Source organism: Burkholderia semiarida, from assembly GCF_029268935.1.
Classification (GTDB): domain Bacteria; phylum Pseudomonadota; class Gammaproteobacteria; order Burkholderiales; family Burkholderiaceae; genus Burkholderia; species Burkholderia semiarida.
Map to the genome: position 1 here is coordinate 1,619,670 of NZ_JAHLCL010000008.1, position 25,318 is coordinate 1,644,987.

Sequence of the window (25,318 nt, forward strand, 5' to 3'; positions counted from 1 at the left end):
GCATCACGCGACATCACGCCGCCCGCTGATGTTCCAGCCACGCCTGGAACATCAGCACCGTCCACAACTGATGCTGCCAGTTCATCCGGCCCGTCTGGTGCTGGCGCCACAGCCGCTCGACCGCCGCCGCATCGAAGAAGCCTTCCTCGCGCAAGCGCGACGGCCGCAGCAGCGCGTCGGCCCAGTCGCGCAGCGCGCCGCGCAGCCAGTGGTCGACCGGCGCGCAGAAGCCCTGCTTCGGCCGGTCGATCAGCGCGGCCGGCACGTAGCGGTCGAGCAGCCGGCGCAGCAGCGCCTTCGACTGCCCTTCCGGCAAGCGCACCGACGCCGGCACGCGCCACGCGAATTCGACGACGTGATGATCGAGGAACGGCATGCGCGTCTCGAGGCTCACGGCCATCGCCGCGCGATCGACCTTCGCGAGGATGTCGGTCGGCAGGTACGTGAGCGTGTCGATCGCCATCGCCTGCTCGGCGAAGCTCAGGTGCGCGGGCCACGCGGACACCGTGTCGAGCGGCGTCGGCGGCTCCTGCCCCGACAGCGCGATGCGCTCCGGATGATGCACCGACGACATCAGCAGCCGGTACAGCCCGATGCGGCTCTCGGCCGTCATCACATGGCCGAGCTTGTGCAGCCGATCGCCGATGCGCGACGACGATTCGCGCGCCTCCACGCCGCCCCACGCGCCCTGCGCGACGGCCGCGAGCTGGTCCGCGTGATCGGGCCGCAACGCGTGCAGCGCGGCGGCGATCCGCGCGCGCACGGCGGCCGGCACGCGATGCAGCTTGCGCCACAGGCGCGGCGTCAGGAAATAGCGCGTGTAGCCGCCGAACAATTCGTCGCCGCCGTCGCCGGACAGGCTCACCTTCACGTGCCGGCGCGTCAGTTCGGAGACGAGAAAGGTCGGGATCTGCGACGCGTCGGAGAACGGCTCGTCGTAGATCGACGGCAGCTTCGGCACGACGCCGAGTGCATGGTCGGCCGTCACGTAAAGCTCGGTATGGCGCGTGCCGAGATGGCGCGCGACCGCCTTCGCATAACCGGCCTCGTCGTAGCCGGCCTCGTGAAAGCCGATCGTAAACGTGTCGACCGGCGTCGCCGATTGCGCCTGCATCAGCGCGACGATCGTCGACGAATCGATGCCGCCCGACAGGAACGCGCCGAGCGGCACGTCGGCTTCCATCTGCCGCGCGACGGCCTGGCGCAGGACCGTGTCGAGCTGGTCGACGGCTTCGTCGGCGCTGCCCTCGAACGGCTGCGCGCGGCCCGCCTCGATCGCCTGTTCGAGCGTCCAGTAGGTGCGCAGGCGCGGCGTGTCGCGCGCATGTTCGAACTGGATGTACGTACCGGGCGGCAGCTTGCGGATGCCGCGATAGATCGTGTAAGGCGCGGGCACGCTCGACTGGCGCAGGTACAGGCACAGCGCGTCGCGGTCGATCGCGCCGTCGAAGCCCGGATAGCCGCGCAGCGCCTTCAGCTCGGACGCGAACACGAGCGCGTCGCCGATCCGCCCGTAGTAGAGCGGCTTTTCGCCGATCCGGTCGCGCGCGAGCGTCAGCACCCGCGACGCGCGGTTCCACAGCGCGAACGCGAACATGCCGGTCGCCCGGCGCAACGCGGCTTCGACGCCCCACGCGACGATCGCCGCGATCAGCACCTCGCTGTCGGAGTGGCCGCGCCACGCCGGTGCGCGCCCCGCGCGCTCGAGCTCGGCGCGCAGTTCGCGATGGTTGTAGATTTCGCCGTTGAAGACGAGAACGTAGCGGCCGCACGCGGAAGCCATCGGCTGCCGGCCGTGCACCGACAGGTCCACGATCGCGAGCCGCCGGTGGCCGAGCGCGATGCCGGCCTCCGGATCGACCCAGATCCCCTGTCCGTCGGGCCCGCGGTGCGCAAGGCTCGCCGTCATTCGCGCGAGCGTGCCGCGCGCTGTCTCCTCATCGAAGGCGACGCTATTCAGAAAGCCGTCGATTCCGCACATTGATTTGTCCGCCCCTGTTGACCTGTTCCGTCACGGACGGCACGACCTCGCGGCCGCCGTCGGGCGTGACGGTCGAGCCATATTACGAAGAAATAAATCAGCAATAATTCACCAGTGAATGTCGGCGGCGTCCGGAAAAAAATGGACGTCAAGTGCCGCATGCGGATGGCCGCGCAACGGGGCCATATCGAATCGGATGAGTGGGCCGGCAAACGTGGCGGACAAAAAAAGGGGGCCGCATGCCGATGCGACGCCGCCACGCCACGTCACGCGGCGCCGGTCGCCCATTTCAGCAACTGCGCGACCTCGCGGAAATGCTGCGGCTGGATCGTGCCGTTCTCGGGCGTGGTCTCGTACAGCGCCTGCGCGAGCCCGACGTTCGCGAGCGTCGGGCGCAGCGCGTCGCGGGCCAGCCGCACGATCCGCTCGGCCGCGTCGCCCTCGCCGCGCGCGAGCACCCACGGCAGCGAGCCCATCCCGCCGTAATAGAGCGCGACCGCGACGCGCGGCGAATAGACGACCACCGACGCATAGCCGATCCGGTCGGGCAGCGACGCGAACTGCACTTCGCGCGCGAGCTGGCGGCGCTTCGCCTGGATGTGCGGATCGCCTTCGTCCTCCTTGTGCTCGCGCCGCACTTCGTCGATCGACATCTTCATTTTCTGGTTGAATTCGTGCCGCTGGTGCACGATGTCGATCAGCGCCATCACGATATAGATCAGCGCGGCCCAGCCGAACAGCAGCATCAGCAGCTTCACGATCAGCGCGAGGATCGAGACCGGCCGCGTGAAGCCCGACTGCACGGACGGATCGAGCGATTCGACGATCAGCCAGCCGAGCGTCGCGACGAGCAGCGCCGTCTTCAGCAGCATCTTCGCGAGGTTGACGAGGTTGCGCAGCGACCACAGGTTCTTCATCCCCTCGGCCGGGTTGAGCCGCGACAGTTGCGGCACGAGGCGGCTCCACGCCATCACGCCGCCCACCTGCACGAAGCCCGCGAGCAGCCCCGCCAGCAGCCCGGCCGCGACGATCTGCGCGGACTGCGTGGCCCAGTCGCGCGCGGCGCCGTCGATCAGCACCGCGAGCCGCGCGGCGGGGTCGGCCGCGCCGACCGCGTCGAACACGAGCCGGAACAGCGCCTGCAAGCGCGCGAACAGCGAACCGATGCCCACCGCGAGCGCCACGCACACGCCGACGAAGAACGCCGACGACACCGTTTCCGCGCTCTTCGGCACGTCGCCTTTCTCGCGCGCCTCGCGCAGGCGCTTCGCGGTCGGCTTCTGGTCCTTTTCGGCCATCCCGGCTCCCGCGCGCTCAGCCGCCGCCGTGCGCGGCGAACAGCGCGCGCAGCAGCGCCACGAGCCCGCTGTCGGGGCTCAGCAGCCCGTGCAGCGACGCGTACACCACCGGCAGGAACAGGATCATCATCAGCATCGCGAGCGCGCTTTTCAGCGGCTGCGAGAACACGAAGACGTTGAGCTGCGGCACCGCGCGCCCGACCAGGCCGATGCCGAGCTCGACGAGCACCAGCACGATCGTGACCGGCGCGGCGAGCTTCACCATCCATTCGAAGATCGTGTCGGTCTGCCGCACGATGAAGGTCTGCAGCATCGACGAGAAATCGGGGCCGAGCGAGCCGATCGGCCACCATGCGTACGACTGCGCGAACAGTTGCACGAGCACCTGCAGCCCGCCCGCCGTGACGAACAGCGCGATCGCGACGAAATTCAGGAATCCAGAGGTCGGTCCACCCTCGTGCCCGCCCATCGGATCGAAGAACGCGGCGCTGCCGCTGCCGGTCTGGAAGTCGATCAGGTAGCCGACGCCCTGGATCGCGAACAGCACCGCGCTGAACGCGCCGGCGAGCAGCATGCCGACCATCGCCTCCTTCGCGACCAGCAGGCACCACATCAGGAACGGCAGCGCGGCCACCTGCGCGGCATCGATCGCCGGCGCGACGAACGCGGCGATCACGACCGCGATTCCGTTGCGCACGAGGCCCGTGATGATCTGCTCGTTGAATACCGGCACGACCAGCATGATCGGCAACAGGCGCGGCATCACGTAGAGCAGCGGCCGCAGCATGCCGGCGACGTCGTTGAAACCCGCGGCCTGGTCTAGCATCGGCGCTCCGCGGCGGCGGGCGGGGCGGGATCGTCGGCCGCGTCAGGCACCTCGGGCACGTCGGACAGCACGGTTTCAGCGGCGATGTCGGCGCCCGCCTCCGTTTCGGTCATGGCCGCATCGAACGCGGCCGCGGCCGCCGGCGGCGTGGACGCATGACCGGCCGCGTCGCCCGCGCCGGCCACCCAGGTGCCGCCCGTCGCGAAGCGCCGCACCGCGTAGCCGTCCGCGACGTCGTCGGCGTCGCGCTCGACCCGCGCGGCGCGCGCGTGCAGCGCCTTCTCGCCGGCCTTCTCCAGCTTGTCCTCGGCGGCCTTCGCCTTGCGCGCGGCGCGCTGCAGGTCGGCGAGCGTCGCTTCGTGGCCGCGGTGCACGTGCGCGGCCTCGCTCACCGACGCGTTCGCGTTGCCGATATGCCGGTCGAACGTGCGCGTATCGGCCGCCGCGTCCTGCAATGCACGCGCTTCACGCACGTCGTCGGCCAGCCGCGTCTGGATCGCGGCCTTCGCGGCGACCTGCTGCGCGAGCTGCGCCTGCGCGGCCGCGAGCGCCCGCCGGCTCTGCGCGGCGATGCCCTGCTGGCGCGCGGCCGCGACGCGCGCGATCTGGCTGCGCATCTCGCGTACGCGCTTCAGGCGGGCGAGCGTCGCGAGCACGAGGCGGTCGTCGGCTTCAGACATGATCGTTCGCCAGCTTCGTCAGCTTCGCGAGCAGCGCGTCGAAGCGCACGTCCTCGTCCGACGCCTGCGCGCAGAACGCGCCGATCGCGTCGCGCGCGCGCAGCGCGAGATCGCCGAGCCGGTCGCTGCCTTCGCGATACTCGCCGATCTGCACGAGCAGCTCGATCTCCTGGTACTTCGCGATCAGCTCGCGCACGCGCGCGGCCGCATGCTGGTGCGCACGGCTCGCGACGAGCGGCATCACGCGCGACAGGCTCGCGAGCACGTCGATCGCCGGATAGCGGTTCGCGAGCGCGATCTTGCGCGACAGCACGATATGGCCGTCGAGGATCGAGCGCACTTCCTCGGCGATCGGATCCGATTCCTCGTCGCCTTCGACGAGCACCGTGTAGAGCGCGGTGATCGACCCGTGCGCGCCCTGCCCCGCGCGTTCGAGCAGGCGCGGCAATACCGCGAACGTCGACGGCGGGAAGCTGCGTCGCGTCGGCGGCTCGCCGCTCGCGAGGCCGACCTCGCGCTGCGCGCGTGCGAAGCGCGTCAGCGAATCGACCAGCAACAGCACGCGCTTGCCCGCATCGCGGAAGTGCTCGGCGATCGCGGTCGCGACCAGCGCGGATTTCACGCGCTCCATCGCCGGGCGGTCGGACGTCGACACGACGACGATCGAACGCGCGCGCACCTCGGGCGACAGGCTGTGCTCGATGAATTCGCGGACCTCGCGGCCGCGTTCGCCGACGAGTGCGATCACGTTCACGTCGGCCTGCGCGCCGCGCGCGATCATCCCGAGCAGCGTGCTCTTGCCGACGCCCGAAGGCGCGAAGATGCCCACGCGCTGCCCGACGCCGAGCGTCATCAGGCCGTCGATCACGCGCACGCCGGTCGCAAACGGCGTGTCGATCATCTTGCGCGCGAGCGGGTTCGGCGGGTCCTGCTGCGTCGAAACCCACGCGGCGCCCGTCACCGGCCCGCGATCGTCGAGCGGCCGGCCGAGCCCGTCGAGCACGCGGCCGAACAGCCCCTCGCCCACCGGAAACACATGCTCGCGCCCGGACGGCACGACGGTCGTCTCCGGCGACAGCCCGGCCACGTCGCCGAGCGGCGTGAGCAGCGTCGTCTGGCGCGAGAAGCCGACCACCTCGGCAAGCAGCGTCGGCTGGTTCGGCGTGCGCAATTCGCAGATCTCGCCGAGCCGCGCGCGGATACCCGTCGCATTCAATATCTGCCCGACCGCATGATTGACGCGGCCCTGCACCGACACCGGCGAGAAGAACGCGAGCCCCGCGTCGAGTTCGCCGACGAGGCGGCCGCGATCGAACGGCGCGCCGTCGTCGTCGCCGAACGTTTGCCGATCGTCGAGCGGCCCGTTCATCGCGCGGCGCCCTTCAGCGCGTCGCGGCGGATCGCCTGGCGCAACGCGTCGATCTGCAGGTCGAGGCTCGCGTCGATGCGCCCGGACGGCGTCTCGACCGTGCACGCGTGGCGTTCGAGCTGCGCGTCCTCGACGATGCGGATCTTCTGCCGATTCGACTGCCCCGCGAACGCGCCGTCGAGCGCGTCGCGCATCTCGTCCGTGCGCCCGGGCGCGACGCGCACGATCAGGAACGCCTCGTCGCGCACGAGCGGCGCGATCCGCGCGAGCGCGGCCTCGTACAGCTTCTGCGTGCTCATCTCGCCGACGATCGCGCGCACGGCCTTCACGACGATCTCGGCCATCGCATCCTTCATCGTCTCCATCGTGCGCGTGGCCGCGAGCGCCTGCGTGTACGCCTGCGCGGCCTGCTCGCGCTGCGCGCGGCGCATGCCTTCGTCGTAGCCGGCCGCCTGGCGCTTGTCGAATTCGCGCTGTGCGTCGGCGACGATGCGCGCGGCCTCTTCATGCGCGGTCGCGATCACCGCGGACGCGTCGAGCAGCGCCGCGTATTCGCGCTCCTTGAGCACCTTGCGCTCCGACAGCAATTGCAGGTTGTCGCTCGTGATCAGAAAAGCCAGTCCCATGACGCAAGCCTCTCGGGAATCAGAAACAGGAACATCAGTTCGCCGAATTGATCGCGCTGCGCGCGGTTCAGCCAGTACGGCGCTTCGTCGTCGATCGCGCGGTTGAATTTCAGGCGCACGCGCCGCGCGACCGCGTCGCCGGCCACGCCGATGAAATCCGCGAGCAGCCGGCCGCCGCGCGCGCGGATCACGACCGGCAGCGCGGCGGGATCGGCGCGCCACGGTTCGAGCGTTTCGGCGAGCGCGCTGAATTCCGGCGCGCGTTCGAGCGCGAGTTCGAGCGCATCGCCGCCGAGCCGCGCCGCCACTTCCGCGCGGATGCGCCGCCCGGCCAGCGCGTCGCGCAGCCACGCGCGATGCAGCAGCAGCCCCGCATACGCGGCCAGCTGCTCGAGCGCCGCGCCCGGCAGCAGCGCGAGCCGCGCGCACGGATTCGCCACGTCGAAGTCGTGCCGGTCGGCCACGCCGTTCAGCGCGAGCAGGTGCCGGGCCAGCAGCTTGCGGCCCGCCGCGCCGAACGCATCCGGCGAACGGTAGCGCGCGGGCCACTCGGCCGGCACGCGCGTCACGTGCAGATAGCGATCGGGCCGCAGGTTGAAGTCGCACACGAGCGCATGAAACGCGGCGGCACGCGCGGCAGGCGGCGGCGCAAGCGGGTGCAGCCACGGCAGCCGCGCCGCGTCGGACCCGGCCGCTTCGCCCGGCGGCAGCGCGCGCGGATCGCTCATGCGCCGTCGCGCGCGCCGTCCGGCGTACGCAGCCCGCCGCCCGCCTGCTGCGCGGCCGCCCCGCCGCCGTTCGCGCCGCGCGGCGCGCCGAGCAGGCCCGCGAGTCGCGCGCCGAACATCCCGCGCCGGGCGGCCGACAGCGCGATCACCGCGCAGGTCAGCAGGATCAGCGCGAACACGAGCCAGCCGAGCGGCGAGCGCAGCCGCAGGATGTCCGACACCGCGCCGCCGATCCCGTCCACGCGCGTCGCGCGCGCCGCGGCCGGCTGCAGGAACAGCGACACGTTGTCGTACTGCAGCCCTTCGATGCTGTGCGCGACCAGATCCTTGACCATCGGCGCCATCGCGCGCAGGTCGACGCCCGGCCGGTAGCGGATGTACACCGCCGCCGACGACGGCTTGATCTTGTCGGCGAGCGGATCGTTCTCCGGAATCACGACCTGCACGCGCGCGACCACCACGCCCTCGATGTCCTGCAGCGTGCGCGACAGGTCCTGCGACACGCCGTACAGGTAGCGCACGCGCTCCTCGGCCGGCGTCGACACAAGGCCCTGCTTCTGGAACAGCTCGCCGAGGCTCGCATAGCTCGGCTTCGGCAGCCCGTTCGCGTGCAGCACCGTGAGCGCCGCCTGCATGTCGCCGTCCGCGACGCTCACGAGCCACGCGTTGCGGTCCGACGTATCGCGCGCGTCGTTGTCCTTCGACGCGCTGATGCCCGCGTCGCCGAGCACCGCGATCATCTGGTTCGCGTCGCGCTCCGACAGGCCCGAGTACAGCTCCTTCTGGCACCCGGCCAACAGCACGAGCAGCCCCGCGAGCAGCGCGCGCGCCGCCCGGCTGCGCCACGCATGCGTGCGCGGCGTCGAATCGATCGTCGTCATCCGTTTGTCCGGTTCAGGGCGCATGAGGCCGTATCCTCCGGCCCGCACGCGCTTTCACTCCTGCGTCTTCAGCACCGTGTGCGTGAAGCCGTTCGCCGCCTGCGCAACCGACAGGCTCAACTGGTATTCCGAAATCGTGGTGGTTGCCGTCCACTGGAAATCCATCGCCTTCACCATCGTCATCAGCGGGTCGCTGCGGCTGTCCGCCATCGACGTCAGCATCTCGGTGCGATGCTTGTCGATGTTCGCGTACCGCGAATCGAGATCGTTGCCGTACGTGCGCAACCGCTCGACGAGCGACGACGGGTTCGCCTGCGCGGGCGTCATCTGCACGGCCGGCGCCGCATCCGCCGGCGCGCGCGACATCGCGACGCCCGACGAAGACGGCGCAGCGGCCGGCGACGCGCCCGGCTGCATCAGCGCATCGAACTGGCGCACCTGCGCCGGATCGGACGTCGCGCCCGTTTGCTGCGCGGCGCCCGCGAGCGCGGCTGCGCCCGGCGGCGCCGCGCCTACGCCTGTTACCGACATGATCGTGTCCTCCTTGACCGGCAGGGCCGGAAACGGGCCGGCCGGCACGCGCACACGCCACGCCGGGCGCCCGTCGTGGGCGGCTCCGGCACGCGGCGTCGCGCGGCACGGCCGGCGACCGGCGTCACGCGCGGCCGGCGGAACTCAGGTGTTGCGCAACCTGGGCGTTCGCCGTCCCCTCCTGCGCGGTCACTGCGTTGCTGGTTTCGAACGTCGCAGTCGATTGCTGAACCTGGAAATTGATCTTCGTCAGTTCGAGCTGCGTCTTGGTCAGGTCGTCGGCCTGCTTCTGCACGTCGCCCGTGTTCGTCACACCACCTGCTGCCGAGGTACCCATGCTTCGCTCCTTTACGTGAACCACACTCCACATTCCGGCGGCGGCCCCATGCCCCGCCGGCGACGTGACGCGCCGCATGCATGCGGCGTGTCGCGTAATGCGCGCATCGCGAAACGCGCTGCGCCTGATTCGTCGCGACGCTAATGCGCCGCCTCCTTCGCCGATACCCCGACACCGGCCGCCGGCTCGCCCGGCAGCAGCGTCGGCCCTGGCACCGGCCGCGCGACGCCGGCCGCCGCGCCGCTCGCGAGCGGCGCCACGGGCGGCGCGCTCGCCTGCTCGGGCGCGCTCGCCGGCGCGCCGCCGAGCGGCATCGTGATGCGCTGACCGTTGCGTGCGAACACCACTTCGTCCGGGCCGATCGACACGACCGTCGCGCCTTCCTTCATCCGCGCACCTTCGAAATAGCGGCTGCCGTCGACCGTCTCGATGTAGCGCTGGTCGCCGTCGCCGGCGAACACGGTCGTGATCTCCGGAATGCCCGCCGTGCCGCCGAGCGTCGTCGCCGTGCGCGGCGCGGCCGCGTCGGCATCGCGCACGTGATCGACCACCTCGAGCGCCGGGCGCGCATCCTTCATGTAGTTGCGGATGCGCGGCTCGATCTGCGCGCGCGCGGCCGCGCCCGTCAGCTCGATCCGGCCGCGGCCGAGATACGTGACCGTCAGCGCCGTGTCGCTGAAATAGGTCTGCGCGGTCGCGACCAGATCGCTGACCACGTAGATGTTGCCGAGCGCCGCGTTGTCGACGCCCGCGACGATCTGCGCGACGCGCTCGCGCGCGGCCGGGTCGCTCACGTAGCCCGACACGATCACGCCGTCGTCGCGCGGCGCGACCGCCAGCTCCGGATACGCGTGCAGCAGTTGCTGCAGCCGGTGCGTGCGCGCGAGCACCGATTCGTGCTGCCACGGCAGCCGCCCCGACCACGCGACGAAGCCGTAGCCGAGCGCGCCGAGCAGCACGCCGACCCACAGCGCGACCAGCGCGATCACGAGCCGCCGGCTGCCCAGCCGCCGCAGCCCGCCCGTGAGCCAGCCGAGCCACGCGGCCTCGCGCGCGGCGTCCGGCGCATCCGTTTCGTCGGGCACCGCGACGCTCGCCTGCGCATGCCGTGCGATGCCGAGCCGGATCGAGCCGACGGTCACGACGTCGTTCGGCGTCAGCGAGCGGCGGCCGGCGCCGAGCGGCTCGTCGTTGAACAGCACCGGCGCGCCGGCGTCGCCGCCGTGGTTCTGCACGGTCACCGCGAGCGCGCCGACCTGCAGGCACACCTGCTTCGCGCCGATCTCGCGATCGGGCAGGATCACTTCGCAGTCGGCCGCCGTGCCGACCCAGTTCGCGCCGCGCGCGAGCGACATCGTGCGGCCGTACATCGGCCCGCTCAGGAAGCACAGGTTCCACGGCGACGCGAGCGCGGCCGAACCGGCCCCCGCGCCTGCCGCGCCGCCGGGCAATGCGCCGTCGCCGTGCGGATCAATGATGCTCGTCGACATGCGTGACCACTCCTGCGGTCGTCGCCGCCGGCTGCGACGCCGCGCCCACGGGCGGCGGCAACGCGGGCGGACCAAACTTCGTGCCGGGCAGCGGCTTCGGCGTCAGCGGCACCGTGACGTCGTTGTCCGGCGGCCGATACATCGACATCCCCTCCGGGTTCGCCGGACCGTCCACGCCCGGGTTCACGGGCGAGCCGTCCGGCGCATACATCGACGCGTTCGTCACGACGCGCGGCGTCAGCAGATAGAAGCGCTCCATGTGGTTGCCCGACTTGTCGGTGTACTTGAACAGGTTGCCGATCAGCGGGATGTCGGACAGCCAGGGCACGCCGCTCTTGTTCAGCCGCACCTCGTCGTCGTTGAAGCCGGCGATCAGGAGGCTCTTGCCTTCGTCGATCATCGTCTTGGTGACGATGTTGCGCTGCTGGATCACCGGCACGTTCGACACGGCCTGCCCCGGCACGATGTTGCCGTCCTGGATGTCGATCGACATCATCACGCTCTGGGGGCTGCCGGACACGGCCGCGGCGTTGCGGATCGCCTCGTCGACGATCATCGGCGTCACCTTGATGCTGGTGCCGGTCGTCACGCTGTACAGCGACGAATCCTGGTAGCCGGGCACCTGCACGTAGAACTGCGTGAGGTTTTCGAGGATCGCCTCGGTGTTGTCGAGCGCGAGCACCTTCGGCTTCGATCGCAGTTGGGCCTGCCCCTTCTGCGCGAGCGCGTTCACGCGCGTGAGCAGGTAGTTGCGCAGCGACCCGCCGATCGACGCGGTCAGCGCGATGCCGGTCGGCATGAAGGTGCCCGTCTGCCCGGTTTCCGACGTGCCGATGCCGAACGTCAGCGGCGGGTTGCCGACGCCGTTGTACTGCGTGTTGCCGTTCAGCGGGTTCTGGCCGTTGCCGATCTGCACGTCGCCGTGCGTCGTGTGCAGGCGCCAGTCGATCCCGAGGCTGTCGAGCGAATCCTCGTTGATGTCGATGATCGTCACGTTGATCTCGACGATGCGCGGCCGCTCGTCGAGCTGGCCGATCAGCGACTGGTAGCGGTACATGTTCTCCGGCAGGTCGCGCACGATCACCGCATTGATCGCCGGATCGGCGACGATCTGCGGCAACGTGTCGCCGCCGCCGGTCGAGAACGGCGACAAGCCGCCGCCCATGCTGCCGTCCGTACCGCCATAACCGCCCTGTCGCGGGCCGCCGGAGATGTCGGGGAAGTCGAGCCGCGGCACCGCGATCGTCAGCCCCGAGCCGAGCTTCACCTGTCGCGCGGCCTGGCCGAGCGGCGTGCTCGCCGGCGCCGCGGCCGTGTCGCCGGTCTTGCCGAACAGCCGGCGCAGGATCGTCGCGACGCCCGGCACCGTCACTTCCTTGCCCGAGCGGTTGATCGTGAAGTCCGACGCCCAGCCGTATTTCAGCCGGAATGCGCGGATATCCGCATGCGCGCCGTTCGCCGACGGATCGCCGACCGAGCCGATCGCCTGCCGCACGAGTTCGACATAGCGGCGCGGGCCGGCCACGTACACGCTGTTCGAGCGGTCGTTGATCACCAGCGTGTAGCGCTTGTCCGGAATCTGCATCGCCTGCAGCGCACGGCCGATTTCGCCGGATGCGTTCGGCGGGATCGGGATCATCTGCGTCTGCGACTGGTCGGCCGGATCGACGTACAGGAACGAGCCGTCGTAGTACCACGTGAGCCCGTAGGTCGAGCAGATCGTGTCGAGCGTCTGCTGCGGCGTGCCGGAAAAGCGGCCGCTGATCACGCCGTCGACCTTCGGGTCGACCACCGCCGTCACGCCCTGCGACGACGCGAGCTCGCGGATGAAGTCGCCGATCTTCTTGCCGTTCGCGACGATCGTGAACGGCTTGTTGCGCCAGCGCAGGTCCGCCGCGCGCGCATGCTGCGCGGGCGCCATGCACAGCGACGCCGTGAGCAGCGCGGTCGCGCACACGGCAAGCGCGGCCCGTTGCAGGCTGCGCGGTTGAAACCGGATCGAGGCGACGCGTCGACGCATCAAAGGACTCCTGTTGAAGAAACGAACATGCGTTCCAGCGCCTGCTGCGCGAAGCGCAGCACTTCGCCGCCGAGCCAGCCCGACAGCAGCACGAGCGCGACCATCACGGCGATCAGCCGCACCGCGATGCCGATATTGGCGTCCTGCACCTGCGTGACGGCCTGCAGGATCGCGACGACGAGGCCTGTGACGGTCGCGATCAGCACGATCGGCAGCGACAGCAGCAGCACGAGCATCAGCGCCTGGCGCGTCAGGTCGAGGATCGTCGAGCTCGTCATTGCACGGCTCCCGGCGCGCGCACGTCGGCGCCCGCGCCGACCGTGCCGTCGTCCGGCGGGTTCTTCACCCAGCCGACCGTATGCAACTGCACGTCCTCCTCGACTTCCTGGTACGACAGCACCGCGAGGTCGGGCAGCACCGGCTGCAGGATCGTCTTCACGTAGCGGCGCGCGCCGAGCGCGACCATCACCGCGAGCCGCGCGGCGCCCGACGCGTTGCCGTGGCCGCCGGGGCCGGCCGCCTGCGCGGCCTGCACGATCGCGCGCACCTGTTCGCCGATGTCCTGCTTGACCGCGCTCGACAGCGCGAGGAAATTGCCCTGTTTCGTGCGCATCACCGCGCGCTCGATCCGCTCCTGCAGGTTCTGCTCGAACAGCACGACCCGCAGCTGGCGCGCCGTGCCCGCGTGACGATCGGTGATCATCCGGCGCAGGTCGACGCGCACGAGTTCGACCAGCGCGATCACGTCGTCGGGCTCGTTCGGCGCCCACGTGATCAGGCTCTCGAAGATCACGCGCAGGTTGCGGATCGGCACCTGTTCGGCGAGCAGCCGGCGCAGCACTTCGGTCACGCGCTGCAGCGGCACGAGCCGCGTCAGTTCGCCGACGAGCTCCGGGTGATCGCGACGCACCAGATGCACGAGCGCCTGCGTCTCCTGGATGCCGAGCAATTCGTCCGCATGCTGGCGCACGATCTGCTCGACGTGCGCGGCCAGTGCGCTTTCGCTCGACAGCCACTTGCCGTCCGGCGCCGCGCCGTCGGGCTTGATCCACAGCGCGGTCGCGAACGGGCCGAACGCCTCGGCCGGCTGGCGCTCCGCACGCTCCGGCAGCGGCGCGACGCCGTCCCACAGCAGCCAGCCCGGCTTCAGCGCGCCGTGCGCGGCGAGCACGTCCTGCAGGTAGATCCGGTACGTGCCGGCCGGCGCGCCCTCGTCGTCGTTCAGCGTGATGCGCGGAAACACCGTGCCGATGTCCGCGTCGACGCGCGCCTTCGCGCTCGACAGCGCCGCCTGCAGTTGCGCGAGGTTCAGGCCCGTACGCAAGTCGTCGGACAGCGACACCGCGATCAGCGACGTGACGCCGGCCGCGTGCAACACCTTCGCCGGCTGGCCGTCGTCGGCCGCGCCGACGCGCCCCGCGACATGAATCAGGTTGAAGCTCGGCGCGGACGTCTTGCGCTTCAACTGCGAGAACGCGAAGGCGCCGAGGCCGAGCGCGATCAGCGCGAACGACCATTTCGGAAAGCCGGGCACGACCAGAAAGCCGCTCAGCACGAACGCCGCGATCAGCAGCGCGCGCGGGTGCGCGCCCAGTTGCTCGCCGAGCTGTTCGCCAAGCTGGCGCTGTCGCGCATCGCGCGTCGCGACGCGCGTCGTCACGATGCCGGCCGCGATCGATACCAGCAGCGACGGAATCTGCGACGCCATCCCGTCGCCGACCGTCAGGATCGCGTAACGCTGCAGCGCCTCGCCGATGTCCATCCCGTGCATCAGCGTGCCGACCGCGATCCCCGCGACGATGTTGATGAACGCGATCACGAGGCCCGCGATCGCGTCGCCCTTCACGAACTTCATCGCGCCGTCCATCGCGCCATGCATCTGCGATTCCTGCTCGAGCTTCTCGCGGCGCTCACGCGCCTCGTCGGCGCTGATGATGCCCGCGCGCAGGTCCGCGTCGATGCTCATCTGCTTGCCCGGCATCGCATCGAGCGAGAAGCGCGCGCCGACTTCGGCCACCCGCTCCGACCCTTTCGCGATCACGATGAACTGCACGACCGCGATCACGAGGAACACGACGCCGCCCACCACCACGTTGTTGCCGACCACCAGCCGCCCGAACGCGTCGATCACGTGGCCGGCGTTCGCATGCAGCAGGATCAGCTTGCACGACGCGATGTTCAGCGCGAGCCGGAACAGCGTCGTAAACAGCAGCAGCGCGGGAAACGACGAGAAGCTGACCGCCGACGGCACATAGGTCGACACCGTCAGCAGCACGACGCTCGCCGCGAGATTCAGCGAGATCATCCCGTCGAGCGCGGCCTGCGGCAGCGGCAGGATGAACAGCGCGACGACCGCGACGATGAAGGTCGCGAGAAACAGGTCGGCGCGCGGCGAGGCGCCCCCGATGCGCCGTCCGGACACGCCGCGGCCGGCGGAAAACAACCGCTGCCAGTCGCGGGGGAGCGCCTTCGGTTCAGCCATCGTGCCGTTGTCCTGTCGTTATCGCCGGCTGGCACGGGCAACCCTTCCCGTGCTGCGCGGACCGTTGAATGGGACGAGTGTAGCGACGGGAAACCGCGGAAAAAGAAGCGCGCCTCGTAGCGTGAAAGCGCGTTTTCCTCAGACGATCGAATCGGACTACGAAACCCGGCGGCCCGCTCGGGCACGCGCCGCCGGAACCGCTTCCATCGCGCGCCGCGGGCGCCGGCGCGCGTGTCCGGCAGGCTTACGTCAGGACGGCAGCCGCCGCGCGGCGAGGTACGCGAGCTGCGCGCGGTTCTGCACGTTGAAGAGCTTTTCCAGCGAGCGGATGTGGTGCCCGACCTTGTGCAGCGACGTGCGCAGCGCGCTCGCGATCTCCTGGTCGGACAGCCCGTGCACGAGCCGGTCGAGCACCTGCTGCTGCTCGTCGGCGAGCGCGAAGCCGCGCATGCGCGCGACGCGCGCCTCGAGGAACGGCAGCGCGACGCGATGCACGGCAAGGCTGACCGACAGCGCGCCGCCGATCACGCGATCGTCGATCCATTCGGTGCCGTGCGTTTCCGACGTCAGGTTCACCGCGACGCGCAGGTCGAGGCGCGGCGCCGACAGGCTGAAGATCACGCCGCTGTTCATTGCATGCGCGCGCAGATGGCCGGCGAGCGCCAGCACCTTGCGGTCGCCGCTGCCGTGCGCGGCCGCCTCGATCTCGTCGAGCCGCCACGCGACCGGAAAGCCGCTCTGCCGCACCTGCGCGAAGCGCGGGTCGCTGTCGTACAGCATCCCTTCGATGAACGGCTGCATGAACGTCGCCGGCGCGAGGTCGCGCAGCAGATGCGCGCGCAGAATGCGCCGCCCGATCATTTCGTAGGCGCCGTAACCGAGCGTACTGAATCCGATTTGCCGCAATCGCGCATGGCATTGCGCGAAATCGAATGACGCGAGGTCGGTTTTACCGGGCGCTATTTGAACGCCGGTAAAAAAGTCGCGCTCGACTGCGTGATATTCGTTCGAATAAGCGGCAGCGGCCGCTATATCGGCTTGTGAGAACCATTCGACGCGTGGTGCGCCGTCAGCATATGTCATGAGGAGCCCGCCCTTTCCCATTATGTGAAACTGCGCCCCGTCACGATCTGGTCTTTTCTTTATGATTTTCTGGTCGTCGTTATATGCGCGCGAACATGAACCTTTCGCCGACATTAGTATTACGGCATATTACCCACACACCGGCATTTTTGTACAATGCCCCCGCGTTTCGTCAGGGATGACGGTCGGCGCAGATCACAACGATGCTCGGTCGCACCGCCGCGAATGCCGTACACGGTACGGCCGCCGCCAGGCGATGCGCGTCGATTCCGAGGGATGGCTCATGTCCGATATTGCATTGCACGAAGAAGCGGTCGCCCCAACCACCTTGCCGCGCGCGTCGCGCGGATCGGACGCAGGCGCGGACGCGCTGCGCGAGCGCACCGTGCAGGTCGTCTGGTGCGACGACGTCAAGCGCGGCGACGTCGCGCAGCCGCACGCGCCGAAGCTCGGCGTGGCCGATACGCTCGCGCACGCGCAGAGCACGGCCGAGCGCAACCGGATCGTCACGAGCCTGCTGCATCTGACAGGCTTCTCGACGTTCGCGTACTTCGCACTCGAATTCACGCGCGAGCGCGTCGAAAGTCTCTACCTGCACGAGGCGTTCACGCCGGCCACCTATCGCGGCGACTACGTGCGCCACAACCATCACGACGTCGATCCGCGCACGCTCGGCGCGCGCGTGTGCAACATGCCGATCGTGTGGGACCTGCAGCAATTGCGCCGCGAGCACCGCGAGCGCGACGACGCACCGCGCGTGAGCCCTGCCGCGCTCGACGGCTTCCTGCAGACGATGCAGGACGACGGGATGTGCAGCGGCATCATGTATTCGATGGCCGTGCCCGGCACGCGGCTGCACGCGTTCATGAGCTTCACCGCGCCGCGCCGCACGCGCGAATGGATCACGCCGGCAACGATCGAGCAGGCGCTGTCGATCGGGCTGTCGGTACACAAGTTCGCGTCGCCGCAATTGATCTCGACGTCGCGCGAGCGCGCGGTCAACGGGCTCACGCCGTTCGAGCAGGAACTGCTGCTCGGCATCGCCGAAGGCGCGTCCGACAAGGAAATCGGCCGGCGTCTCGACACCAGCGCGCACAACGTCGACTATCACCTGCGCAAGCTGCGCAAGCGCTTCGGCGTCGCGAACCGGATCCAGCTCACCTATCTGACGTCGAAGCTCGAGTTGATCTGACGACGGCGGCGCAGCGCGGTTTCGCGCCGACGAACGCGTCAACGCACATGCCGGCCTCGCGGGCCGGCATGTGCGGGTGGCGGCGCGGCGCCGCTTGCTGGCGGACGATCGCCGTTACTTCATCAGCGTCATCTGCACGACCTTCACGATCACGAGGCCGACCGCGATCACCAGATAGCCGCGCAGCACGGCCATCCAGATCCGCGTCGCGAGCGTCATGTTCCGCGGTTCGAGCGTATCGAGCGGCGGCATGCGCCACGTGTCGCGCAGCGAACGATCGACGGCCGGCTCGACGACGCGCCTGTTGCGGCGAATCAGTACCGTCGCGAGATAGCCGGCGATCGCGAGCACGGTGCCGCCCACCAGCACGTCGACGATCGCCTCGCCGCTGATGTCCGGATACATCACCGACGCGGTCAGGATGATCGACAGCAGCACCAGCACCCAGATCACCGCGCCCGTAAATATGTTGAGCTTCGTCGAGTTGACCCAGGGCCCTAGCACCTGGCGGTCGTTGCACAGCACCAGCAGGAACACCGTCGCGCTCGGCAGCAGCACGCCGGCCAGCGTCTGCACGGCTTCGGTCAGCAGGCCGAGCGGGCTGCCCGGGATCAGCACGAGCGCGGCCGCGGCCGCGACGATGCCGAAATAGACGAGATAGAAGCCCTTCGCGTCGGTCACGCCGCGGTGCAGCGAGTGGCGGATCCGGAATACGTCGCCGATCGCGTACGCGGTCGACAGCGACACAGCCGCCGCGCCGATGATGCACGCGTCGAGCAGCGCGACGGCGAACAGCGTCGCGCTCGTGCGGCCCGCATACTTCTCGAGGCCCGCGATGACGCCGCCCGCGTCGGTGAAGTTGCCGGCTTCCGGATGGCCGCCGAACAGCGCCGAGCTGAAGCCGATCATCGCGACCGCGCCGACCAGCACGAACGCGATGCCGATCCACAAGTCGGCCTTTTCATATTTCATGAAGCGCGGCGTGATGCGCTTGTCGATCACGTAGCTTTGCTGGAAGAACAACTGCCACGGCGCGACCGTCGTGCCGACGATACCGATCACGAGCAGCATCACGTCCGACAGCTTCGCGTGCGCGGGCCAGTTCGGCACGAAGAAATCGCGCGTCATCTGCGCGACGGGCGGGTGGATAGACACGAGCACCGGCACGAGCAGCAGGCTCAGCACGCACAGCCCGATCGCGAACCGCTCGAAGCGCCGGAAATCGCCGGTACTCACCGCGGCCATCGTCAGCGCCGCGGCCACGCATACGCCGGCCACCTTCGGCAATCCGAAGAAATCGAGCACGAACGTGATGCCGATGAACTCGGTGACGATGGTCAGCGCGTTGAGCAGGAACAGGTCGATCACGCTGAACGCGCCCCAGAACTTGCCGAAGCGTTCGAAGATCAGGCGCGCATGGCCGACGCCCGTGACCGCGCCGAGGCGCAGCACCATTTCCTGGTTCACGTACAGCACGGGCACGAGCAGCAGCAACGTCCACAGCAGCGTCGTGCCATAGTTCTGGCCGGCCTGCGTATAGGTGCCGAATGCGCCGGCGTCGTTGTCGCCGACCATCACGATCAGCCCCGGGCCGATGATCGCGAGCAGCGTGCGCAGGCGCGCCCACCACGTGCCGCGCGCGCCGGTATCGTGGTGCGAGATGGTGCCGAGCGCACCGCGGATGTCGCCCAGATGGGCTTCGTCGAGCACGGCGCCGCGCTCGGCCGGGATCGGTGGAGAGACGTTGGAGGGCGTGGACATGATGTGTTCCGTACGGCTAAGGGTTATGCGATTCGATGAGCGTGCGACCTTGGAATGCGCACGGGGCGGCCGCTCGAAGGCGGCCGCGCGTGCGCATGCCGAGGCGCGCTCGGCGCTTATTTTCAGTGGATCAATGCTCTGAGCTGGTCCAGCAGACGGGAGAACACCCGCGGACGGGCGTCGAGCGTCAGCATCGCGTCGTAGTGCTGGCGCGATTCCGTAACGTGCGGAAGGTTCGACAGCAGAAGGCCGAAGTTCATGGTCTGGCTCCGTGCGGCGACGGCAGCGTGCCGGCCGCGTGATGGGCGCGGGGCCAGTCCGGGGCCTGAACGGCGTGTCAGGCTAGGTGGCCGGATTGTCCCCGCGACCCGGGATCGAAAGGGTCTGCGTATGCAACGGGCATAAGGGACAACTGTCACTGTCGTTCATGGCGGCTCCTGTGCGGTGTTCCGGGGAACACGGTTGACCGCCGTCCGGCCGGCGGGCCGGCATTCGCGCGCCCGGAGAACGGATGCGCGAACGCGGCCGCCTGCCTGGCGGCGGTGAAACCGGGCAACGCATGCGAGAACGCATCACGCTAACCGGCGCGAATCTGGGTGCACGTAGGGAGTGGCTGCGGAATACTGCTGCGCGCACCGTTTGCCTGGCAGACAAACGGCGGCTTCGATGAGGCGCGGACGTCGGTCGCTCAGGCGGAAATTTCGTTCGAAGATCGACTACTGCAGGCGTCCAAGGCGGCGGCCCCAAGAGTGAAGATGGCGGATTCTATGGATCGCGCGAAAGCGAAGTCAACCCCTTGAAACCCCATTTTTCGAAATAAATTCCCCGCGTGACGCGGCTGAAAGATTTGCCCTTGAATTGACGTTCTGAAACCTTTCAGCGTCGTCACGACGCAACGATGCGCCGATGCGCGGGAGCAACGGCCCGACCTGCGCCGCGCTGCCTCGTCACGCTCGCGGCGCGGGTACGTGGCCGCCGCGCGCCGCTGCGACGCGCACACCACGCAGCGCAACCGTCATGCGTTTTTTACTTGCGCCGCAGCAAAAGTCGCGACTACAATCCGCCCCAATTCATTACGGGAGTCCCTCCGTGGACGCATGCTCTAGTTGCAGTTCGATGCCGGTCCAGGCCGGCCAAGCCATCGCGAGATAGCAGCCAGACGCATGTCTTTCGCCGCTAGCTCGCACTCGTCGGGTTAGCGCGCCTCCATCCGGGCCGGCCATCGCCGGTTCGTCAGTCGCACGCTTCGCCATGTTCCACCCTCCGATCGCAGGCCGCGTCATGCACCCGCGCTCGATCACGTCGTCCGGCGTTCGCCGGACGGAACGGAGGCAGCGTCATGTTCTTTCAATCGTTCGCGTTCAAGTTCAAGCGTGTCGTGCACGTCGCGTGCGACCGCTCGTTTTCTGGCTTCTCGCCGCTCGCCCGGGCATTCGGCCGCTGGCGCGGCCTGGCCCTCGCCCACGTCCCCGCGGCGCCCCGCCCGCTCGATTGCGTGCTGATCGCCGCGACGGCGGCCGCGGTCGCGCTCGTCGCGCTACTGTGCTCGGCCGCGTCACACGTCGGCTTCGCACAGGTGTGGCGCGTCGGCGGCTGGCTGCCGTAAGTCCTTCCCCATGCGGGCCGTCTCGCCATGCGGCCCGCATCACGTTCCCGTTTCTTCAGCCAACCTGATCAAACTGCCAACCCAAATGAAGAACCCGCTCGCTCCCGTTCCGCGCAAGCTTCGCCTCGACGCGCTCGCCGCGCTGCTGCTGTCGCTCGCCACCGCATCCGCATTCGCGCAAGCCTCGGCTCCCGCCGCCGAACCGGCGGCCGGCACGAACGATGCCGCCGCCCCCGCGCAACCACCGGCCGCCGATGCCGCCGCGCCCGCGCCCACCGGCTTGTGGGAGCGTTCGAACCTCCTAGGCAACATGGGCGGCCTGCGCGACGTGCTCGACGAACACGGCGTCACGCTGAGCCTTCAGGAAACCAGCGAATACCTGTACAACGCGTCCGGCGGCACGGGGCGCGGCGGCGCGTACCAGGGGCTCACGCAATTCGGTTTCAACGTCGATACCGGCAAGGCGATCGGCCTGCCGGGCGGCACGTTCAACGTGTCGGGGCTGCAGATCCACGGCACCAACCTGTCGCAGCGCTACCTGCAAACCTTGCAGACCGCGACCGGCATCGAGGCCAATTCGACCACGCGCCTGTGGGAGCTCTGGTATCAGCAGTCGCTGCTCGACGGCAAGGTCGACGTGAAAGTCGGCCAGCAGAGCGTCGACCAGGAATTCATGGTGAGCGAGAACGCAGCGACGTTCATGAACGCGACGTTCGGCTGGCCCGTGCTGCCGTCCACCGACCTACCGTCCGGCGGCCCCGCGTATCCGCTGTCGTCGCTCGGCGTGCGGCTGCGCGTGAAGCCGGCCGACGCGTGGACCGCGATGGTCGGCGTGTTCGACGGCAACCCGGCCGGCCGCACCGACGGCGACGCGCAGGTGCTGAACGCGCACGGCACCAACTTCAATCTGCGCAGCGGCGCATTCGTGATCGGCGAAGTGCAGTACGCGCTGAACGCGCCGCCCGCCGACCCGAAGGCGCCGCAGCCGGCCGGCTTGCCCGGCACGTACAAGCTCGGCGTCTGGTATCACTCGCAGCACGCGAACGATCCGCGCTACGGCACCGACGGGCTGTCGCTCGCCGATCCGGCGAGCAACGGCACGCCCGCCACGCATCGCGGCAACTACGGCTTCTATGCGGTCGCGGATCAAATGGTGTGGCGGCCGTCGGCCGACAGCCCGCGCTCGGTCGGCGTGTTCGCGCGCGTGATGGGCTCGCCCGGCGACCGCAATGTCGTCGATTTCGCGGCCAATGCCGGCGTGACGCTGAAGGCGCCGTTCGCCGGACGCGACAACGACGTCGCCGGCATCGCGATCGGCTACGCGAAGATCGGCTCGCATGCGCGCGGCCTCGACGGCGATACCGGCGTGTACACGACGCCCGGCTATCCGGTGCGCCGCGCGGAAACCGTGATCGAGGCGACCTACCAGTATCAGGTCGCGCCCTGGTGGCAAGTGCAGGCCGACCTGCAGCACTTCTTCCGTCCGGGCGGCGGCATCCCGAACCCGAACGCGGTCGGCGCGCGCATCGGCGACGAAACCGTGGTCGGCGTGCGCACGACGATCACGTTCTGATGCGAGCCGCATGAAGACCCGGGCCGGCCGGCCGCTTGCGCGACGGTCCGGCCCGTGCGGTGGCCTGCGGTACGGGCATGCGGCCCCTCCCGCGCACTACACATTATTCGCCGTACAGCCCGAGCAGTTTCAGCGTGACGCCGTTGGTCCAGCCGAAGCCGTCCTGCAACGGATATTCGCCCCCTCCGCCGCCGCCCGTGCCGGTGCCTTCGACCACGTACTTCTCGACCAGCTTGCCTTCGGTCGCGTACACCTGCTTCACGTCGGCCAGGAAACGCGTGCCGATGTCCTTCGCGAGCGCCGGTTCGCCGTAACGGCGCAGCCCGTCGATCGCGATCCACTGCAGCGGCGCCCAGCCGTTCGGCGCATCCCATTGCTGGCCCGTGTGCTCGGTCGTCGTCACGAGGCCGCCCGGCTGCAGCAGCGTCTTGCGCACTTCGCGCGCGGTCGCCTTCGCGCGCTCCGGCCACGCCACGCCCGCGAACAGCGGATACAGCGCGGCCGCCGTCACGCCGTCGCGCGGCTTGCGCAACTGCCAGTCATAGTCGCCGTAATAGCCGCGGCGGTTCCACAGGTAGTGATTGATCGCGGCCGCACGCCGTCCAGCCCGCGCCGAGAAATCGGCCACGCAGCCGATGTCGCGCGTGAGCGCGCAGCCCTTCACGATGGTCGTCTCGAGATGGAACATCAGGCTGTTCAGGTCGACCGGCACGATCGAGGTCGTGCGGATCGTCGCGAGCGTCTTGCCGTCTCCGAACCAGCGCGAGCTGTAGTCCCAGCCGCTTTCGGCGCCCGCGCGCAGGTCGCGGTACACCTCGTTCGCCGGACGGGACGGCACCGATTTCGCGGTCGTCACGTCCTGGAGATACGATTCGTCGCGCGGCGTGTCGCTCGCATCCCAGTAGCGGTTCAGCACCGCGCCGTCGGGCATCGCGACCACGTGGCGCGCGGCCTGCCCGCGCGGCGTCGTGGTTTCGCCCTGCATCCAGTACGCATGCTCCTTGCGCAGCGCCGGCAGGTATTTCTGGTAGACCTTGTCGCCTTCGACCTGCGCGGCGAGCGTGACCATGTACGCGAAGAACGGCGGCTGCGAGCGGCTCGCATAATAGGTGCGATTGCCGTTCGGGATGTGCCCGACCGTATCGATCAGGTATGCGAAGTTGTCGAGCATGTCGTCGACGAGATCCTCGCGCCCCGACACCTGCAGCCCGAGCATCGTGAAATAGGTGTCCCAGTAGTAGCCTTCGCGGAAGCGGCCGCCCGGCACGACGTACGGCTTCGGCATCGGAATCAGCGAACTGTACGGGGGCGCCGTGACGCTCGTGCGCGTGAGCTGCGGCCACAGCCAGTCGATGTGCTGGCGCAGCGTCTGGTTCGGCGGCGGCGTCACGCCGCCTGCCGCGGGCGGTGTGAAATGCTGGTCGACGAACGCCTTCAGCGAGAAACCGGGCTGCGATTTCTGTTGCTGATACAACTGCACGATCGTCGCGGGATCGGTGTCGGGCGTGGCGTCAACGAAGGTCTTCTGGTCAGGATAGAGCTGCGCGGTCTGCACCGCGACGAACAGGTCGCCGTAGAGCTGGCTCGGCGGCGGCAGCAGCGTGCCCGACACGGGCGCGGAAGCGGCCGCGGTGGTGGCCGGCAACGCCGACTGGCTGGCCGCTTGCGCGGCGGCCTGATGCGCATTGTCGGCCTGCGCGGCGCAGCCGGCGACGGCGAGATAGGCGATGGCCAGCGCGGCGGCCCAGCGCAGACGCGGCGCGGGCGGCGACTGACGCGACGAGAAACGAGATGCAAGCGGTGCGGCACGACGTGACGTCATGGCGTGTCCCCTCCTTTCGATGGTGGTGGATCGGCACGAGGTCTCGTTCGCGCGCGCGTTCGTCTCGATGGCCTTCGATCGATACGCGTCATGTTGTGGTGTGAATGGGCCCGACTGTCGCACGAAACATGCGTGTCAAGCAAGTTTCGATTCGCGCGACTCCCGCAGATAACCGTGCACCGCCCGCCACGCGCGCACTTCGAGCGCATCGGCATCGGTCTCGCCGCGCGCGCCCGCCGCATCGACGATGCCTTTCACGATCGCGAGCAGATCGTGCGCGACCACGTCGGGCGCGGCGACGCGTGGCGCATCGCGCAGCCCGAGCGCATGCAGCAAGGCCGCGTGGACGCGGTCTGCGACGCGCGCGGTGCGCGCGCCGAGCGGCAACCGCGCCTCCTCGAAATCGATCAGCCGCGCGAGCGCCGGCCGGCGCATCTGGTGTGCGACGGCCCCGCGCACCAGCGCGCGCAGCACGTCGTCGCAGGACGACCGCGCGGCCGCGCGGTCGACGTCGTCGAGCAGATGCGCGCTCTCGCGCTCGACGAGCGCGGCCGTCAGCGCATCGCGGTTCGGGAAGTATTGATAGAGGGAGCCGATGCTCACGCCGGCCAGCGCGGCCACGGCATTCGTCGTGTAGCCATCGAAGCCGTCGCGCTCCAGAACGCGGGCGGCGGCCTCGACGATCGCATCGACGGTGGCCATCGAGCGGCGCTGGCGCGGCGCCTTGCGGGGCAAAAGCGGGATGCGCGAGGACGATTCGGACATGGCGGGAAGGCGGCTTTTGAATATGAGCAAGTGCTCATATTTTAGAAACGCACCGCCGCACCGTCAAAAGGAATCGACATGGCCGGCCGACGCGCCGCTCGTCGCATTCAAGCGCAAGCGCGCGGTCGATTTACCGTGCGACACGCGGTTGGGAAATCACCGCGTCGACATCCTGCCCGGTATCGAAAGCGCGCGCGCCCCGCTGCGACGATGCGGGTTTGTTCACCGGGCAAGCAGCGCACCGCTCGCGCGTGCGCAGTCATCCCT

Annotated in this window: 22 protein-coding genes; 3 read left to right on the top strand and 19 right to left on the bottom strand. The window is 69.3% G+C overall.

Annotated features, from left to right (window positions below):
• Positions 1-13 precede the first annotated feature (13 nt).
• The 15 genes from asnB to KPB06_RS30580 all read right to left on the bottom strand — a co-directional run bounded on the left by asnB (position 14) and on the right by KPB06_RS30580 (position 16,332).
• A complete protein-coding gene (gene asnB / locus KPB06_RS30510) occupies positions 14-1,981 on the bottom strand; it encodes an asparagine synthase (glutamine-hydrolyzing) (protein ID WP_275905757.1) in 1,968 nt (655 codons plus the stop codon).
• Between the two features lie 266 nt (positions 1,982-2,247).
• Positions 2,248-3,279 (bottom strand): EscU/YscU/HrcU family type III secretion system export apparatus switch protein, encoded by a 1,032-nt coding sequence (locus KPB06_RS30515; RefSeq protein WP_060310650.1) that lies wholly within the window; start codon positions 3,277-3,279, stop codon positions 2,248-2,250.
• Positions 3,280-3,295: 16 nt separating this feature from the next.
• Positions 3,296-4,105, bottom strand: a complete 810-nt coding sequence (gene sctT / locus KPB06_RS30520) for a type III secretion system export apparatus subunit SctT (protein WP_275905756.1) — start codon at positions 4,103-4,105, stop codon at positions 3,296-3,298.
• Positions 4,099-4,785, bottom strand: a complete 687-nt coding sequence (locus KPB06_RS30525; protein ID WP_059584716.1) for a hypothetical protein — start codon at positions 4,783-4,785, stop codon at positions 4,099-4,101. The genes sctT and KPB06_RS30525 overlap by 7 nt, the downstream gene beginning before the upstream one ends.
• Positions 4,778-6,154 carry a type III secretion system ATPase SctN gene (sctN, locus tag KPB06_RS30530; RefSeq protein WP_275905755.1) on the bottom strand — a complete coding sequence of 459 codons (1,377 nt, stop codon included), beginning with the start codon at positions 6,152-6,154 and terminating at the stop codon, positions 4,778-4,780. The genes KPB06_RS30525 and sctN overlap by 8 nt, the downstream gene beginning before the upstream one ends.
• Complete coding sequence (gene sctL / locus KPB06_RS30535; protein WP_059639764.1) at positions 6,151-6,780, bottom strand: type III secretion system stator protein SctL; 630 nt, start codon at positions 6,778-6,780, stop codon at positions 6,151-6,153. The genes sctN and sctL overlap by 4 nt, the downstream gene beginning before the upstream one ends.
• A complete protein-coding gene (locus tag KPB06_RS30540) occupies positions 6,762-7,508 on the bottom strand; it encodes a SctK family type III secretion system sorting platform protein (RefSeq protein WP_089465683.1) in 747 nt (248 codons plus the stop codon). The genes sctL and KPB06_RS30540 overlap by 19 nt, the downstream gene beginning before the upstream one ends.
• Positions 7,505-8,389: a type III secretion system inner membrane ring lipoprotein SctJ gene (gene sctJ, locus KPB06_RS30545; RefSeq protein WP_059584709.1), complete on the bottom strand. Its 885-nt coding sequence runs from the start codon at positions 8,387-8,389 to the stop codon at positions 7,505-7,507. Before sctJ ends, KPB06_RS30540 begins: the two co-directional genes overlap by 4 nt.
• 54 nt (positions 8,390-8,443) lie before the next feature.
• Complete coding sequence (locus KPB06_RS30550; RefSeq protein ID WP_059640002.1) at positions 8,444-8,920, bottom strand: hypothetical protein; 477 nt, start codon at positions 8,918-8,920, stop codon at positions 8,444-8,446.
• A 124-nt stretch (positions 8,921-9,044) separates the two neighbouring features.
• Positions 9,045-9,257: a hypothetical protein gene (locus tag KPB06_RS30555; protein WP_006480857.1), complete on the bottom strand. Its 213-nt coding sequence runs from the start codon at positions 9,255-9,257 to the stop codon at positions 9,045-9,047.
• 140 nt (positions 9,258-9,397) lie between these two features.
• Positions 9,398-10,747, bottom strand: coding sequence for a type III secretion system inner membrane ring subunit SctD (sctD, locus tag KPB06_RS30560; RefSeq protein ID WP_059584707.1), 1,350 nt, complete (start codon positions 10,745-10,747; stop codon positions 9,398-9,400).
• A complete protein-coding gene (sctC, locus tag KPB06_RS30565; protein WP_275905754.1) occupies positions 10,728-12,767 on the bottom strand; it encodes a type III secretion system outer membrane ring subunit SctC in 2,040 nt (679 codons plus the stop codon). Before sctC ends, sctD begins: the two co-directional genes overlap by 20 nt.
• Positions 12,767-13,045, bottom strand: coding sequence for a type III secretion system export apparatus subunit SctS (gene sctS / locus KPB06_RS30570; RefSeq protein WP_006480854.1), 279 nt, complete (start codon positions 13,043-13,045; stop codon positions 12,767-12,769). Before sctS ends, sctC begins: the two co-directional genes overlap by 1 nt.
• Complete coding sequence (gene sctV, locus KPB06_RS30575) at positions 13,042-15,249, bottom strand: type III secretion system export apparatus subunit SctV (RefSeq protein ID WP_275905753.1); 2,208 nt, start codon at positions 15,247-15,249, stop codon at positions 13,042-13,044. The genes sctS and sctV overlap by 4 nt, the downstream gene beginning before the upstream one ends.
• Positions 15,250-15,498: 249 nt before the next feature.
• On the bottom strand, positions 15,499-16,332 hold the full coding sequence (locus tag KPB06_RS30580; protein WP_275906023.1) for a helix-turn-helix transcriptional regulator: 834 nt from the start codon (positions 16,330-16,332) through the stop codon (positions 15,499-15,501).
• Positions 16,333-16,615: 283 nt separating this feature from the next.
• Here KPB06_RS30580 and KPB06_RS30585 point away from each other — a divergent pair, with 283 nt between their 5' ends.
• On the top strand, positions 16,616-17,524 hold the full coding sequence (locus tag KPB06_RS30585; protein WP_059585107.1) for a helix-turn-helix transcriptional regulator: 909 nt from the start codon (positions 16,616-16,618) through the stop codon (positions 17,522-17,524).
• A gap of 114 nt (positions 17,525-17,638) precedes the next feature.
• Here KPB06_RS30585 and KPB06_RS30590 read toward each other — a convergent pair whose 3' ends face one another.
• Together KPB06_RS30590 and KPB06_RS30595 are read right to left on the bottom strand one after the other, a co-directional pair.
• Complete coding sequence (locus tag KPB06_RS30590) at positions 17,639-19,285, bottom strand: NRAMP family divalent metal transporter (RefSeq protein ID WP_275905752.1); 1,647 nt, start codon at positions 19,283-19,285, stop codon at positions 17,639-17,641.
• Positions 19,286-19,407: 122 nt separating this feature from the next.
• Complete coding sequence (locus KPB06_RS30595; protein WP_179231785.1) at positions 19,408-19,545, bottom strand: hypothetical protein; 138 nt, start codon at positions 19,543-19,545, stop codon at positions 19,408-19,410.
• 1,079 nt (positions 19,546-20,624) lie between these two features.
• On the opposite strand from KPB06_RS30595, the gene KPB06_RS30600 reads away from it, so the two are divergent.
• Both KPB06_RS30600 and KPB06_RS30605 read left to right on the top strand, forming a co-directional pair.
• Entirely contained in the window at positions 20,625-20,891 is a 267-nt protein-coding gene (locus tag KPB06_RS30600; RefSeq protein WP_059584699.1) for a hypothetical protein, read from the top strand.
• Positions 20,892-20,976: 85 nt separating this feature from the next.
• Complete coding sequence (locus KPB06_RS30605; RefSeq protein ID WP_059639773.1) at positions 20,977-22,464, top strand: carbohydrate porin; 1,488 nt, start codon at positions 20,977-20,979, stop codon at positions 22,462-22,464.
• A 103-nt stretch (positions 22,465-22,567) separates the two neighbouring features.
• Here the strand turns inward: KPB06_RS30605 and treA are convergent, their stop codons facing one another.
• Positions 22,568-24,286 (bottom strand): alpha,alpha-trehalase TreA, encoded by a 1,719-nt coding sequence (gene treA, locus KPB06_RS30610; protein WP_275905751.1) that lies wholly within the window; start codon positions 24,284-24,286, stop codon positions 22,568-22,570.
• 135 nt (positions 24,287-24,421) lie between these two features.
• Positions 24,422-25,051 carry a TetR/AcrR family transcriptional regulator gene (locus tag KPB06_RS30615; RefSeq protein WP_124657765.1) on the bottom strand — a complete coding sequence of 210 codons (630 nt, stop codon included), beginning with the start codon at positions 25,049-25,051 and terminating at the stop codon, positions 24,422-24,424.
• Positions 25,052-25,318: the final 267 nt, after the last annotated feature.

What these genes read in the sequence shown, in the direction of transcription:
- asnB (WP_275905757.1), bottom strand. Translation starts at nt 1,981, where the DNA reads ATGTGCGGAATCGACGGCTTTCTGAATAGCGTCGCCTTCGATGAGGAG.
- KPB06_RS30515 (WP_060310650.1), bottom strand. Translation starts at nt 3,279, where the DNA reads ATGGCCGAAAAGGACCAGAAGCCGACCGCGAAGCGCCTGCGCGAGGCG.
- sctT (WP_275905756.1), bottom strand. Translation starts at nt 4,105, where the DNA reads ATGCTAGACCAGGCCGCGGGTTTCAACGACGTCGCCGGCATGCTGCGG.
- KPB06_RS30525 (WP_059584716.1), bottom strand. Translation starts at nt 4,785, where the DNA reads ATGTCTGAAGCCGACGACCGCCTCGTGCTCGCGACGCTCGCCCGCCTG.
- sctN (WP_275905755.1), bottom strand. Translation starts at nt 6,154, where the DNA reads ATGAACGGGCCGCTCGACGATCGGCAAACGTTCGGCGACGACGACGGC.
- sctL (WP_059639764.1), bottom strand. Translation starts at nt 6,780, where the DNA reads ATGGGACTGGCTTTTCTGATCACGAGCGACAACCTGCAATTGCTGTCG.
- KPB06_RS30540 (WP_089465683.1), bottom strand. Translation starts at nt 7,508, where the DNA reads ATGAGCGATCCGCGCGCGCTGCCGCCGGGCGAAGCGGCCGGGTCCGAC.
- sctJ (WP_059584709.1), bottom strand. Translation starts at nt 8,389, where the DNA reads ATGACGACGATCGATTCGACGCCGCGCACGCATGCGTGGCGCAGCCGG.
- KPB06_RS30550 (WP_059640002.1), bottom strand. Translation starts at nt 8,920, where the DNA reads ATGTCGGTAACAGGCGTAGGCGCGGCGCCGCCGGGCGCAGCCGCGCTC.
- KPB06_RS30555 (WP_006480857.1), bottom strand. Translation starts at nt 9,257, where the DNA reads ATGGGTACCTCGGCAGCAGGTGGTGTGACGAACACGGGCGACGTGCAG.
- sctD (WP_059584707.1), bottom strand. Translation starts at nt 10,747, where the DNA reads ATGTCGACGAGCATCATTGATCCGCACGGCGACGGCGCATTGCCCGGC.
- sctC (WP_275905754.1), bottom strand. Translation starts at nt 12,767, where the DNA reads ATGCGTCGACGCGTCGCCTCGATCCGGTTTCAACCGCGCAGCCTGCAA.
- sctS (WP_006480854.1), bottom strand. Translation starts at nt 13,045, where the DNA reads ATGACGAGCTCGACGATCCTCGACCTGACGCGCCAGGCGCTGATGCTC.
- sctV (WP_275905753.1), bottom strand. Translation starts at nt 15,249, where the DNA reads ATGGCTGAACCGAAGGCGCTCCCCCGCGACTGGCAGCGGTTGTTTTCC.
- KPB06_RS30580 (WP_275906023.1), bottom strand. Translation starts at nt 16,332, where the DNA reads ATGACATATGCTGACGGCGCACCACGCGTCGAATGGTTCTCACAAGCC.
- KPB06_RS30585 (WP_059585107.1), top strand. Translation starts at nt 16,616, where the DNA reads ATGTCCGATATTGCATTGCACGAAGAAGCGGTCGCCCCAACCACCTTG.
- KPB06_RS30590 (WP_275905752.1), bottom strand. Translation starts at nt 19,285, where the DNA reads ATGTCCACGCCCTCCAACGTCTCTCCACCGATCCCGGCCGAGCGCGGC.
- KPB06_RS30595 (WP_179231785.1), bottom strand. Translation starts at nt 19,545, where the DNA reads ATGAACTTCGGCCTTCTGCTGTCGAACCTTCCGCACGTTACGGAATCG.
- KPB06_RS30600 (WP_059584699.1), top strand. Translation starts at nt 20,625, where the DNA reads ATGTTCTTTCAATCGTTCGCGTTCAAGTTCAAGCGTGTCGTGCACGTC.
- KPB06_RS30605 (WP_059639773.1), top strand. Translation starts at nt 20,977, where the DNA reads ATGAAGAACCCGCTCGCTCCCGTTCCGCGCAAGCTTCGCCTCGACGCG.
- treA (WP_275905751.1), bottom strand. Translation starts at nt 24,286, where the DNA reads ATGACGTCACGTCGTGCCGCACCGCTTGCATCTCGTTTCTCGTCGCGT.
- KPB06_RS30615 (WP_124657765.1), bottom strand. Translation starts at nt 25,051, where the DNA reads ATGTCCGAATCGTCCTCGCGCATCCCGCTTTTGCCCCGCAAGGCGCCG.